Source organism: Streptomyces pinistramenti (assembly GCF_020564935.1).
Classification (GTDB): domain Bacteria; phylum Actinomycetota; class Actinomycetes; order Streptomycetales; family Streptomycetaceae; genus Streptomyces; species Streptomyces pinistramenti.
Map to the genome: position 1 here is coordinate 20419 of NZ_JAJCXB010000015.1, position 13847 is coordinate 34265.

Genomic DNA, 13847 nt, shown 5'->3' on the forward strand with positions numbered 1-13847 from the left:
ACGGTCACCGGTGGTGCGGGGGCAGCCCCCGGCCGGGTATTGCGCCCATCACCTCGCTCACTCCCGCCACCGCCCTCACCCCCACCCGCCGCCTCCCTCCGCCGGCCGGCCGGCCCCCGCTGCCAGGCGGCGGACGGCGGCCATCGGTACGGGGAGCCAGTCGGGCCGGTGGCGGGCCTCGTAGAGCACTTCGTAGACCGCCTTGTCGGTCTCGTACGCGCGCATCAGCTCGGGTACCGACCAGGGGGCGAGCCCGCCGGCTTCGGCGTATCCCCGGCAGTAGGCGTCGCGGGTGCGGCGCGCCCACTCCAGCGACCAGGCGTCGCCGCCGGACGGGCCGCTGCGGGCCGCGTAGTCGAAGGAGCGCAGTATCGCCGCGACATCGCGCACCGCGGGCTGTGGCCGGCGCCGTTCGGCCAGCGGCCTGGCAGGCTCGCCCTCGAAGTCGATCAGCGACCAGCGACCGTCGCCCGCCGAGCACAGCGTCTGCCCCAGGTGCAGATCGCCGTGGATGCGCTGGGCGGCCCAGCTTCGCCCGTCGTGCCCGACGGCGGCCAGCGCATCGAACGCGGTGCGCAGCCGGGCACGGTAGGGCTCCAGGGCGGGCACCGCGCGGACGGTGGTGTCCAGCCGCTCGCTCATTCCGGCAGCGATCGACTCCAGCTGCGGGCGGCCCAGTTCGGCGGTGGGCAGCGTCTGCGCGAGCGCGGTGTGCACCTCGGCGGTGGCATGGCCGAGAGCCCGCGCGGCAGGGGTGAAGTCGGTGCGGACGGCCAGCGCGGCGAGCGCCAGCTGCCAGCCGTCGGACGAGTCCTGCAGGTACGGCTGGAGCACCCCGAGCGTGGTCGGCTCGTCGCCGGTCCCCGGAGGCCGGGCCTCGAACCAGGCGACGGGCGCGGGAACCCGTGGGCACTTGGCGTCCGCCAGCGCGCGGGGCAGCTCCAGATCCGGGTTGATGCCCGGCGTGATCTGCCGGAACACCTTGAGAATGAACGTATCTCCAAAGACGAGCGAGGTGTTGGACTGCTCCACGGCGATCGGCCGTCCTGGCAGCCCCGCGGGGATGTCGGCGCCGGCCTCCCGGCAGAAGTGCAGCGCCCCGAACCGCCCCGGCAACCGCAGACGCTCCAGCAGCAGGCCGCACAGCCGGCCGTCCCGCAGCGCGTCGTACACGGCGCGGCCACGGAGCGGGCCGCCGGACGGCCGGCCGATCAGCGCGGGCGCGAGCCGCGACGGCAGCGCCGGGCGGACCCCCAGCAGCAACTGATAGCAGTCGGCCGTGGCCGACGGCGGCGCGGACTGCCGGGTGCGCACCAGCAGCTGGAGCAGGCCGGGCCCGTTGCCGTCGGCGGTGCACGGCAGCAGCTCGGTCGCGGAGAGCAGGGTGAGGCCGGTGATCCGCCGTCCCTTGCCGGCGAACCAGCGCTGCCGCGGCACCCAGTCGGCGAGCAGCGGTGCGAGGGAGGGCAGCAGATCGGGTGCGGAGGTCAGCGGGCGGTCGGCGGCGTTTCCGGTGGCACGGGTCGAGGCGGTGTCCGACATGGCGTCGCGTCCTTTCCCCGGGCACACGACAGGATGCGCAAAGTGTCCCGGAATGCGGCCTGGTCTGTGCGGCGGCGCGGTGGGGGTACCCCCAGACGGAGTCCGGGGCGCCGGATGGTGTGCGGACGGCGGCGGTGCGCGGGCGGGGCGGCGGCCGCTGCTCCCGGGGGCGGTCCGCCCGTGCCGTGACCGGGCCCGGAAGAGCCGCCGCCCGAAAAGGAACGCCCGTACGCGCCGGGTGGCCGCGTACGGGCGGATTTCTCGGTGTCCCGTGCCGGGTGGGGCGGGGCGCTATCCGGCGTTCTTGCGCAGCCGGAACCAGTAGAAGCCGTGGCCCGCGAGGGTCAGCAGGTACGGCAGCTGTCCGATGGCGGGGAAGTGGACCCCGCCGATCAGCTCGACCGGGTGGCGGCCGCTGAATTCCTGGAGGTCCAGCTCCGTCGGCTGGGCGAAGCGCGAGAAGTTGTGCACGCACAGCACCAGGTCGTCGTCGGCCCCGCCGGCTCCCGGCGACTCGCGCAGGAAGGCCAGGACCGCCGGGTTGGTGGAGGGGAGTTCGGTGTAGCTGCCGAGGCCGAACGCCGGGTTCTGCTTACGGATCTCGATCATCCGGCGGGTCCAGTGCAGCAGCGAGGAGGGCGAACTCATCGCGGCCTCGACGTTGGTGACCTGATAGCCGTAGACGGGATCCATGATGGTCGGGAGTGAAAGCCTGCCGGGGTCGCAGGACGAGAATCCGGCATTGCGGTCCGGCGTCCACTGCATCGGTGTGCGCACCGCGTCGCGGTCGCCCAGCCAGATGTTGTCGCCCATGCCGATTTCGTCGCCGTAATAGAGGATCGGCGAGCCGGGCAGGGAGAGCAGCAGGGCCGTGAAGAGTTCGATCTGATTGCGGTCGTTGTCGAGCAGCGGGGCCAGGCGCCGACGGATGCCGATATTGGCCCGCATGCGCGGGTCCTTGGCGTATTCCGCGTACATGTAGTCGCGCTCTTCGTCGGTCACCATTTCGAGGGTCAGCTCGTCGTGGTTACGCAGGAAGATGCCCCATTGGCAGCCGGACGGAATCGCCGGGGTCTTGGCGAGGATTTCCGATACCGGATAGCGGGATTCGCGGCGTACCGCCATGAAGATGCGGGGCATGACCGGGAAGTGGAACGCCATGTGGCATTCGTCGCCGCCGACGGAGTAGTCGCCGAAGTAGTCGACGACGTCCTCGGGCCACTGGTTGGCCTCGGCCAGCAGCACGGTGTCCGGGTAGTGCGCGTCGATCTCGGCGCGCACCCGCTTGAGGAAGCCGTGCGAACGCGGCAGGTTCTCGCAGTTGGTGCCCTCCTCGGCGTAGAGGTAGGGCACCGCGTCGAGCCGGAAGCCGTCGATGCCGAGGTCGAGCCAGAACCGCAGTGCGGAGATCATCTCCTCCTGGACCGCCGGGTTCTCGTAATTGAGATCCGGCTGGTGGGAGAAGAAACGGTGCCAGTAGTACTGCTTGCGCACCGGGTCGAAGGTCCAGTTGGAGGCTTCGGTGTCGACGAAGATGATGCGTGCGTCGGCGTACTGCTTGTCGTCGTCGGCCCAGACGTAGTAGTCGCCGTACGGCCCTTCCGGGTCGGTACGGGATTCCTGGAACCACGGGTGCTGATCGCTGGTGTGGTTCATCACCATGTCGATGATGACGCGCATGCCGCGGTGGTGTGCGGCGTCGACGAATTCCACGAAGTCGGCCAGGTCGCCGAATTCGGGGAGTACCGATGTGTAGTCGGCGACGTCGTAGCCGCCGTCCCGCAGCGGGGATTTGAAGAACGGCGGGAGCCAGAGGCAGTCCACTCCCAGCCATTGCAGATAGTCGAGTTTGGATGTGATGCCCTTGAGGTCGCCTACGCCGTCGCCGTTGCTGTCCTGGAAGGAACGCACCAGGACCTCGTAGAAGACGGCCCGTTTGAACCAGTCGGGATCGCGGTCCTTTTCCGGGGTGTCCTCGAATGTGTCGTGCACGGGCTCATTGACGATCAATTGGGTGACCCTCCGATCGGTGAGGACGGTCGCAGGGACAGCACATGGGCGGGCGCCGGCGAGCGGCCCGGACCAAGGCGTACATAGTTGTCCCTGCCCCAGTGGTAGGTGTCGCCGGTGAGCTCGTCGCGCACCGGGAAGGATTCGTGCCTGCCGAGGCCGAGTTCCGGCATGTCCAACGACACCGTCGCCTCGTGGGTGTGGTGCGGGTCGAGGTTGATCACGGTCAGGACGGTGTCCGCTGCACTGCCGTGACCTTCACGTTTGGAGAACGCGAGCACCGAGTCGTGGTCGACGTGATGGAAGTGCAGGGACCGCAGTTGCTGGAGTGCGGGGTGCCTGCGGCGGATGCGGTTGAGGGTGGTGAGGAGCGGGGCGAGGCTGTGCGGGCCGCGGGCCGCGGCGGCCCAGTCGCGCGGCCGGAGTTCGTACTTCTCGGAGTCGAGGTACTCCTCGCTGCCGGGCTCGGCGGGGGTGGCTTCGCACAGCTCGTAGCCGGCGTAGACGCCCCAGGACGGGGAGAGGGTGGCGGCCAGCACCGCACGGATCTCGAAGGCGGTGCGCCCGCCGCTCTGGAGGTAACCGGGCAGGATGTCGGGGGTGTTGACGAAGAAGTTCGGCCGCAGGTGTGCGGCGCTGTCCCGGGACAGCTCGGTGAGGTAGTCGGCCAGCTCCTGCTTGGTGTTGCGCCAGGTGAAGTAGGTGTACGACTGGTGGAAGCCGATCTGAGCGAGGGTGTGCAGCATCGCCGGGCGGGTGAACGCCTCGGCGAGGAAGAGGACGTCGGGGTCGGTGCGGCTGATGTCGCCGAGCACCTTTTCCCAGAACAGCACCGGTTTGGTGTGCGGATTGTCGACGCGGAAGATGCGGACGCCCTTGGCCATCCAGAAGCGCAGCAGCCGTTCGGTCTCGCGGACCAGGCCACGGAAGTCGGTGTCGAAGGCGATCGGGTAGATGTCCTGGTACTTCTTCGGCGGGTTCTCGGCGTGCGCGATGGAGCCGTCCGCGCGGTGGTGGAACCACTCGGGGTGCCGGGTGACCCAGGGGTGGTCGGGCGAGCACTGCAGCGCGAAGTCGAGGGCCACCTCCATCCGCAGGTCGCGGGCGGTGCGGACGAAGTGGTCGAAGTCCTCGAAGGTGCCGAGGTCCGGGTGGAGCGCGTCGTGGCCACCGTCGGGCGAGCCGATGGCCCAGGGGGAGCCGACGTCGTGCGGGCCCGCGGTCAGGGTGTTGTTGGGGCCCTTGCGGAAGGAGGTGCCGATGGGGTGCACAGGCGGGAGGTAGACCACGTCGAAGCCCATCGCGGCGACGGCGGGCAGCCGTTCGGCGGCGGTGCGCAGGGTGCCGCTGGTCTTCGTGCCGTCCGGCGCGGTGGTGGCGCCCTCGGAGCGCGGGAACAGCTCGTACCAGGAGCCGTACAGCGCGCGGCGGCGCTCGACGACCAGGGGCATCGGGCGGGAGACGGTGAGCAGTTCGCGCAGCGGGTGGCGGCCGAGTGCGGCGGTGACGTCGGGGGCGAGGGCGGCGGCGAGGCGGGTGGCGGCGGGCAGCGCGGTGTCGCGCAGGGTGTCGACGGCGCCGAGCACCGGCTCGCGTCCTTCGCTCTTGGGGACGTCGCCGGCCGCCCGCTCCAGGAGGGCCGCGCCCTCGGCGAGGACCGTCTCGGTGTCGATGCCGGCCGGGATCTTGACGGCGGCGTTCCGGTGCCAGGTGGTGACCGGGTCCGACCACGCCTCCACGGTGTACGTCCAGCGGCCCTCGACGTCCGGGGCGACCTCGGCGCTCCAGCGGTCGGTGCCGGGGCGGTGTTCGTGCATCGGTGTCCAGGGGCCGCAGCGGCCTGCGGGGTTGCGCAGGACCACGTTCGCGGCGACCGCGTCGTGGCCCTCGCGGAAGACGCTGGCCGAGACGGCGAAGGTCTCGCCGACCACCGCCTTGGCCGGGCGGCGGCCGCAGTCGATCTGCGGGCGGATGTCCAGAACAGGGATGCGACCGATCATGGGATCACCAGAGAGTTGTCATGTTTTGCAGAATTTTGTCCTTTCTATCCGGTTGATAGAGATGTGGCGGGAGGCGGGCATCGGGGGGCCGGTGCCCTTCACTCGGTTGGCGGGCCGGGGCCGGGGCCTTGCGGGCGGAAGCGGCGAGACGTGCCGAAGGGCGGTGCACGAAAACGGCGGACGGCCGGGGATCTCTCCCCGGCCGTCCGCCGGATCCGGACACCGCCCACGCTCCGGGTCACGTCACAGGTACCCCGGAGCGGCCGGCGGTCTTCCGAACGCCGTGGTGTGCAGCGTTACTTGACGGCGACGCCGTTCCACGCGGCCTCGACACCCTTGACCTCGTCGCTGCCGGCCTTGTACAGGTCGGTGGCGGCCTTGACGGTCGCCTCGCGGGCGGCCTTGTAGTCGGTGTTCGAGGTCATGTACTCGGTCAGGGCCTTGAACCAGATCTTCTCGGCCTTGTCCCGGCCGATGCCGGTGACCTTCGAGCCGTCGGCCGTCGGGCTGTCGTACTTCACGCCGTTGATCTCCTTCGCGCCGCTGCCCTCGGACAGCAGGTAGAAGAAGTGGTTGGCGACGCCCGAGGAGTAGTGCGGGTCGAGGTTGCCGGTGTTGGAGTCCCAGTTGTCCTGCGACTGGCCGTCCTTGGAGGGCTTGTCCATGTAGCGCAGCGGGGTGCCGTCACCGTTGATGTTGATCTTCTCGCCGATGAGGTAGTCGCCCGGGTCGGACTTGTTGTTCGCGTAGAACTCGACCGCGGTGCCGAAGATGTCCGATGTGCCCTCGTTGAGGCCGCCGGACTCACCGCTGTAGGTGAGGTTGGCGGTGGCGGAGGTGACACCGTGCGACATCTCGTGCGCCGCGACGTCGATGGCGGTGAGCGGGGCCTTGTTGCCCTCGCCGTCGCCGTACGTCATGCAGAAGCAGCTGTCGTCCCAGAAGGCGTTGACGTAGTTGTTGCCGTAGTGGACGCGCGAGGAGGCACCCTTGCCGTCGCCCTTGATGCCGGTGCGGCCGTGCACCTCCTTGTAGTAGTCCCAGGTCTCGGCCGCGCCGTAGTGCGCGTCGACGGCCGCGGTCTGCGGGTCGTCGGGCTTGCCGGTGCCCCAGTTGTCGTCGTCGTCCGTGAACGCCTTGCCCTCGCCGTCCTCGGCGTTTTCGAGGTTGGTGGTCTTGTGACCGCCGCGGCCGCCGTCGGTCAGCGTGTAGCCGCTGCCTTCCTTGGTGGTGCCGAGGTCAACGGTGCCGCTGAACTCGCTCTCGCCCTTGCCGGTGTGGATCTCGTCGTACTGGAACAGCTTCTTGCCGCTGTTGGCGTCGGTGATGACGTGCAGCCGGCTGGGGGTGCCGTCCTTCTGCACGCCCTTGACGACCGTGTCGTACGCCAGGACCGGCGAACCGGACGCGGCCCAGACGACCTTCTTCGCGGCCTGCGCGCCGGTCTGCTTCGCGCTGATCGACTTGGCGGCTGCGCCCTGCGCGCTCTTCGCGGCGGCGGACGCGGCGATCTTCGGCGTGAGGGAGGCGACCTTGATGGTCTTGTCGGTCGACTTGGTGGTGCTCTTGACGGCGCCGCCCTTGGCGGTGTGCACGACCATGTCGCCGCCCAGCACCGGCAGTCCGGCGTAGGTGCGGTCGAAGCGGGTGTGGGTGGTGCCGTCGGCGTCCTTGATGACGTCCTTGACGACCAGCTTCTCCTGCGAGCCCAGGCCCAGGTCCTTCGCGGTCTGCGCCTTGGTCGCGCTCGCGTCGCGGAGCAGCTCGGCGCGGTGCGACGCGGTGAGCTTCAGGGGGGCGCCGCTCCGGTCGGTCTGCGCGGGCGAGGCGCCTGCGGTGCCGGCGGTGATGCCGGCGGCGAGCAGGGCCGCGGCGGCGACGACGGCACCGGTAACGCGGGTCTTACGGGATATGCGGGGGGTCACGCGTGCTCCTTCAACTTTGCCAAGTGGTGGGGGTGCAAAGCGATGCGGGTGTGACGTGCGTCGGGAAGACTGCCATTCGAACGCGTGCATGTCAGGAGGGCGCGCGAAGGTTGGCCGAAATTCGTCCGTAGAGAGAAGATCGCTGTCCGTATAACGGAGTCGGGCGCCGCCCCCGATGCTCCGGGAGCGACGCCCAACTCGCTGTTTGTGCAGTTCAGTTGTGGTGCGATGGCGATCGGGGGTCAGGAGTGCCACACCGAAGTGGCCTCCTGGTGCCGTCGCACCGTCAGAACGTCAGCTTCCAGCCGTTGAGCGTGCCGGAGTCGTAGCGGTACAGGTCCTGCACCCGCAGCTTCCAGGTGCCGGCGGCGGCCTGTGACGAGGCGTCGACGGTGTAGGTCTGCTTGACGTCGGCGGCGCCGTCGGACGTGCTCGCGTTCTTCAGCCGGTAGCTCGAACCGTTCGGTGCGATCAGGTCGATGACCAGGTCACCGCGGTAGGAGTGGGTGATGTCCACCGACACCTTCAGGGCGTTGGGTGCCTTGCCGGTGTGGGTGACCGTGATCGGCGAGGTCACCGCCGCGCCGCCGTCCGGGATCCGGACCGCGCCGGTGCTCTCGTAGACCTTGTCGCCGCCGGGGTTGGTGCCGTCGTCGACCCTGGAGCCGACGTTCACCGCGGCCCAGGTGTTGGCGACGGTGTTGTACGAGGCACTGCCCTGGCCGAACAGGTCGGCCGCGGCCTTCAGGGTGGCGGTACGGGCCGCCGCGTAGTTGGTGTTGGCGCTCATGTACTGGCTGAGCGCCTTGAACCACACCTTCTCCGCGTTGGCCCGCCCGATGCCGGGGACCGGCTTGTTGTCGTAGGTCGGGCTGTCGTAGTGGACGCCGTTGATGTCCTTGGCGCCGCTGCCCTCGGACAGCAGGTAGAAGAAGTGGTTGGCGACGCCGGACGAGTAGTGCACGTCCTTGTTGCCGACGCTGCTCGACCAGTAGTCGGCCGATGCGCCGTCCTTGGACGGCTTGTCCATGTAGCGCAGCGGGGTGCCGTCGCCGTTGATGTCGATCTTCTCGCCGATGAGGTAGTCGCCCGGGTCCTCGGCGGTGTTGGAGTAGAACTCCACGGCCGTGCCGAAGATGTCGGACGTCGCCTCGTTCAGGCCGCCGGACTCACCGCTGTAGATGAGCCCCGCGGTCGCCGCGGTCACGCCGTGCGACATCTCGTGGCCCGCCACGTCCAGCGCGGTCAGCGGACGGGCGTTGCCGCTGCCGTCGCCGTACGTCATGCAGAAGCAGCTGTCGTCCCAGAAGGCGTTGACGTAGCTGTTGCCGTAGTGGACACGGGAGTACGCCGCGACGCCGTCGCCGCGGATGCCGGTGCGGCCGTGCACGTTCTTGTAGTAGTCCCAGGTCTCGGCCGCGCCGTAGGCGGCGTCCACGGCGGCGGTCTGGGCGTTCTGCGGCGTGCCGTCGCCCCAGGTGTCGTCCGCGTCGGTGAAGAGGGTGCCGGTGCCGGACGAACCGTGGTTGAGGTTGTAGGTCTTGTGCCCGCCGCGGCCGTTGTCGGTCAGCGTGTACGAGGACCCCGAACCGGAGGTCCCCAGCGTGACCTTGCCGCTGTACTCGCTGTTGCCGATGCCGTTCTCGATGCCCTGGTACTGGAAGATCCGGGCGCCGGTGGTGGCATCGGTGATGACGTGCAGCGCGTTGGGCGTGCCGTCGTCCTGGAGCCCGCCGACCACGGTCTCGTACGCGAGCCGCGGGGTGCCGTCGGCGGCCCAGACGACCTTGCGCGGCGCCTTGTCGGCCTTGGTCTTCTCGGAGCCCTGCGCCTGCGCGGACTTGACGGCCTTGGACGCGGCGGCGGACGGCGTGACCTTCGCCGTCGTCGTCGGGACCGTCAGCTGCGCACGCAGCGGCTTGGTGACGCTCTTGACCGCGCCGGCCTTGCTCTCGTGCACGATCAGGTCGCCGCCGAGCACCGGCAGCCCGGCCCAGGTGCGTGCGTAGCGGGTGTGGGTGGTGCCGTCGGCGTCCTTCGAGACGTCCTTGACGAGCAGTTTCTCCTGGGCGCCGAGCTTGAGCTGCTCGGCCGTCGTCGCCGTGGCGGCGCCGGCGTCGCGTATCAACTTGCCGCGCTGGGACGGGGAGAGCGGGGCGGGCAGGGCGCCCGGGGCCGGCTTGGCGTGCGGGGTGCCGGGCTGCGGTGCGGCTGCCGTGCTGGTGCCGGCCTGTACGCCGACGGCCAGCATCGCCGTGACGGCGACGAGCGCGCCGGTCGCTGCGGCGCGCTGATGGGGGGTGCGTCTCACACTGACTCCTTCTGCGGGGCTGCGGCACGGTGGCCGCTACCGAGGGGGACCGGGCGGCTGGGTGGCCGTCCGGGCAGAGCGAGGCAGAACACATGGAGCGTGTGGGGGGAGACGTGGTGCCGACTGCCGCGCGGGGTGAGCTGTGGGGTCCGCGTGGCGGTTGCGGGGAAGAGTGCCACCGTCCCGGCGTTGTTGTCAGGGTCTCTTCAACTAAATGGCCGGAAACCGTCCGTTGCTCGGAATTCACCTCCGGATTACGGACAGATGACGGGAAAGCGCGGCGGGGGCCCTTCAGGCGTCCGCCGCGGGCCGGTCACCGGCTCCGTGCCAGGAATGCCACAGGGCCGCGTAGGCGCCGCCGGCCGCCACGAGCGCGTCATGGGTGCCGAGTTCGGCCCGCCGGCCCGCCGCCATGACCGCCACCCGGTCCGCGTCGTGCGCGGTGTGCAGCCGGTGCGCGATGGCGATGACCGTACGGCCCGCCAGCACGGCGGCCAGCGCGCGCTCGGCGTGCCGGGCGGTCCGCGGATCCAGCAGCGCCGTCGCCTCGTCCAGGATCACCGTGTGCGGATCCGCCAACAGCACCCGCGCCAGGGCGAGTTGCTGGGACTGCGCACCGTCCGGGCGCAGCCCGCCGGGGCCCAGCTCGGTGTCCAGGCCCGCGGGCAGCCGCGCCGCCCAGTCCGCCCCGACGGTGGCGAGCGCGGCGTGCAGCTCGGCGTCGGCCGCGGCCGGTGCGCCGATCAGCAGATTCTCCCGGACCGTCCCCAGGAACACATGGTGCTCCTGAGTCACCAGGACGACCTGCCGCCGCAGGACTTCGGGAGCCAGCTCGGCGACCGGCACCCCGCCGACCGTCACAGACCCGCCGCACGGCGCGTCGATCCCGGCGAGCAGCCTGCCCAGCGTGGACTTGCCCGCGCCGGAAGGGCCGACGAGCGCGAGCCGTTCGCCCGGCCGCACGCACAGATCGACCCCGCGCAGTACCTCGTCGCCAGGCCCGCCGGGATAGGCGTAGCGCACGCCGGTGACGTCGATGCGGCCGGTGGCACCGGGGGAACCGTGCGGTCCGTGGCGGTCGTTGCGGTGACCGTCGGCGGGGGAGGGCAGCGGGACCTGTGGGGCGGTACGGGGCGGAGCGGTCTCCGAGGCTCCTGTGCCGTCCGTGCCGTCCGTGGTTTCCGTGGCCGCGCCCAGCCCCTCCACCCGCGCGAACGCGGCGCCGCTGCTCTGGAGTTGCTCGACCCAGAGCAGGACGGTGTCCATCGGCGCCGACACCTGCCGCAGATACAGCGCGGCCGACACCACCACCCCCAGGCTCACCATCCCGGCGCCGTGCAGCGCCCCGCCCACCAGCAGCACCGCGACGACCGGGACCGTGTACGAGACGTCCACCGCGGGAAACACGACGCTGCGCAGGAACAGCGTCCGGATCCGCGTCCGCCGGCAGCGCTCGATGGCCTCCTGGCAGGCCGCCGCGCGGCGCTCCTGCAACCCGAGCGCCTCGACGGTCCTGGCGCCCGCCGCCGTCGCCGCGAGCAGCTCGGCGAGCGCCGACTGCGCCGCACCCTCCGCCAGATACGCCTCGCGCGCCCGGCGCAGATACCAGCGGACCGCGAACCCACTGCCCAGCAGGCCCGCCCCGCACGCGCCGAGCAGCGGATCGAGCAGCACCACCGCACCGAGCAGGAACAGCACCTGGACCACGGCGACGGACACCTCGGGCGCCGCATCGCGCAGCGTCCTGCCGACGGTGGCGACATCCGTCGTCCCGCGAGCCGTCAGATCCCCGGTGCCCGCCCGCTCCACGGTCGCCGCGGGCAGCGCCAGCGCCCGGTCGACGAACTCCGTGCGCACCCGGTCCAGCGTCCGCTCGCCGAACCGGTGGCCGACGTAGCGCGCGTACCGCACCAGCACCAGCTGGGCCAGCGCGCAGCCCAGGATCACCAGCGCCGGCCGGTCCACCGCGCCGACGCCGCCGCCGGCCCGCACCGCGTCGACGATCCTGCCGAGCAGCCACGGCCCGGCCAGACCCGCGGCCGCGGCCAGCGCGTTCAGGGCGAGCAGCGCGGCGAAGGCACGGCCGTCCCGGCGGACCAGCCGGAGCGCGGCCCGCCCGGTCCTGCGCGGCCCGGCCACCGGCAGCGCGCCGTCCGGTACGGCCTTGGGGTCTCCGGTCACCGGGCCTCCTCGGCCCGTACGCCGTCCACGGCCGGGCCCGCTTCCCGGCCGTCGTCCTCCGGTACGCCTACCTGGCCACTCCGGAGGCCCGCGGCCCCCGGGTCGTCCTCGCCGCGCGCCACCAGCCTGCGGTATTCCGGCTCCGACGCGAGGAGTTGACGGTGGCTGCCGACCGCCGCGACCCGGCCGCCGACCAGGTGGTACACGGTGTCGGCGCGGTCGAGCAGCAGCGGCGATGTGCTGGTGACGACGGTCGTGCGGCCCGACCTGGCGGCGTGCAGCCGGGCGGCGACGGCCGCTTCGGTGTGCGCGTCGACGGCCGATGCCGGTTCCACGGCGAGCAGCACCTCGGGGTCGGCCAGCAGCGCCCGCACCAGCCGGACCCGCTGCCGCTGCCCGCCCGAGAGATTGCGGCCGCCCGCCGCCACCTGCGCAGTCAGCCCGTCCGGCAGCCCGCGCACGATGTCGTCGGCGACGGCGGTGTGCAGGGCACGGTCCACGGCCGCCGCGTCCCGCTCGCGCCGTCCGGAGATCACCTCGCGCAGCGTGCCGGCGAACAGCTCCGCCTCGTTGTCGGCGACCAGGATCCGCTCCCGCAGCCGCGCGAGGCCGATGCTGTCGAGACGTACCGTGCCCCAGGTGGCGGCCGAGTCCGCGAATCCGCCGAGCCGGTCGATGACCGCGGCCGCATCGGCGGGCCGGTCCGATGCCAGCGCGGTGAGTGCCCCGGGCACCACCTCGACACCGGACTCCGGATCGTGCAGTGCGGACGGCACCGCGGGGCCGTCCGCCGCGCTGCGGCCGGGCCCGCCGTCGGCCGGCGGCTCCAGGTCCAGGAAGCGCGTCACGCGGCGGGCGGCGACCAGGCCCCGGGTGACGTCGTAACCCCCTTCGATGAGGAACGACACCGGCGCCACCAGTGCCGCCGTATAGCCGTACACCGCCACCAACTCGCCCACGCTGAGCGTGCCTTGGGCCGCCATCCGGGCCGCGAGCCAGGCCACGGCGGCGAGGAACAGGGTCGGCAGGCCCACTCCGAGCGCCTGGATCCAGCTGGTCACCGCGCCGACCCGGTACCCCTCGGCGCGCAGCGCGTCCGACTCCCTGCGGTACCGCTCGGCGAACGCCTCCTTGCCGCCGAGGCCGCTCAGCACCCGCAGGCCGCCGACCAGGTCCGTCAGCCGCGCGGCAAGACCGCTCTGACGCTCGCGGTAGCGGGACTCGGCGCCCTGCAACCGCCCCAGCAGCGGCCCCACCAGCACCGCGAGCAGCGGCACACCCAGCAGCACCAGCGCGGCGAGCAGCCCCGACACCGGCAGCAGCAGGGCCGCCACCACCCCGTACGCGAGGACGGCGCCGACGCCGGGGCCGGTGAGCGTCAGCGTCTGACTGATCACGGCGACATCCCCGATGCCGATCGTGACCACCTCACCCGCCGTCACACTCCGCGGCAGCGCGGCCCCCAGCCGCAGCGTGTGCGCGACGACGACCCGCACCGTACGGAAGGTGGCGTCCATCCGGATCCGGGTCATGGTGCGGTGCCGCATGATCGCGAGGAAGGCATTCAGCACCCCGGAGGCCAGCAGGACGCCGCTCCAGCCGAGCAGCGGCCCCGTCCGGCCCGGGGCCAGGCCCTCGTCGATGGCGCGGGAGAGCACGTACGGCGGCACCATCAGCCCGACCATCCACAGGCTGCCGAACGTCGCACCGGCGGCGACCCGGCGCAGCTGGCTACGGGTCAGCCACCACAGATAGCGCGCGGGGCCGCGACGGTCCGGCACGCCGGGGCCCGCCGTCCCACGGCCGGATGCGGCCGGCTCCACCGCGTCCCACAGGTCCGAAGCAGGGGCGCACATGCCCGCACCCTATGCGAGGCGG

General features: G+C 71.7%; 7 protein-coding genes. All 7 read right to left on the reverse strand.

The features are described 5' to 3' along the window. Positions 1-75: 75 nt before the first annotated feature. The 7 genes from LIU39_RS13225 to LIU39_RS13255 all read right to left on the reverse strand — a co-directional run bounded on the left by LIU39_RS13225 (position 76) and on the right by LIU39_RS13255 (position 13825). Entirely contained in the window at positions 76-1542 is a 1467-nt protein-coding gene (locus LIU39_RS13225) for a maltokinase N-terminal cap-like domain-containing protein (RefSeq protein ID WP_227046868.1), read from the reverse strand. 291 nt (positions 1543-1833) lie between these two features. After that, positions 1834-3552 carry a maltose alpha-D-glucosyltransferase gene (gene treS / locus LIU39_RS13230; RefSeq protein WP_227046869.1) on the reverse strand — a complete coding sequence of 573 codons (1719 nt, stop codon included), beginning with the start codon at positions 3550-3552 and terminating at the stop codon, positions 1834-1836. Then, positions 3549-5552: an alpha-1,4-glucan--maltose-1-phosphate maltosyltransferase gene (locus tag LIU39_RS13235; protein ID WP_227046870.1), complete on the reverse strand. Its 2004-nt coding sequence runs from the start codon at positions 5550-5552 to the stop codon at positions 3549-3551. Before LIU39_RS13235 ends, treS begins: the two co-directional genes overlap by 4 nt. Before the next feature lie 296 nt (positions 5553-5848). Next, the gene (locus tag LIU39_RS13240; RefSeq protein WP_227046871.1) at positions 5849-7477 is read right to left on the reverse strand and encodes a M4 family metallopeptidase; all 1629 of its coding nucleotides are present in this window, start codon (positions 7475-7477) and stop codon (positions 5849-5851) included. A 286-nt stretch (positions 7478-7763) separates the two neighbouring features. Beyond that, positions 7764-9788, reverse strand: coding sequence for a M4 family metallopeptidase (locus tag LIU39_RS13245; RefSeq protein ID WP_227046872.1), 2025 nt, complete (start codon positions 9786-9788; stop codon positions 7764-7766). 291 nt (positions 9789-10079) lie between these two features. After that, entirely contained in the window at positions 10080-11969 is a 1890-nt protein-coding gene (locus LIU39_RS13250; protein ID WP_227046873.1) for an ABC transporter ATP-binding protein, read from the reverse strand. Continuing rightward, positions 11966-13825 (reverse strand): ABC transporter transmembrane domain-containing protein, encoded by a 1860-nt coding sequence (locus LIU39_RS13255; protein ID WP_227046874.1) that lies wholly within the window; start codon positions 13823-13825, stop codon positions 11966-11968. The genes LIU39_RS13250 and LIU39_RS13255 overlap by 4 nt, the downstream gene beginning before the upstream one ends. Positions 13826-13847 lie beyond the last annotated feature (22 nt).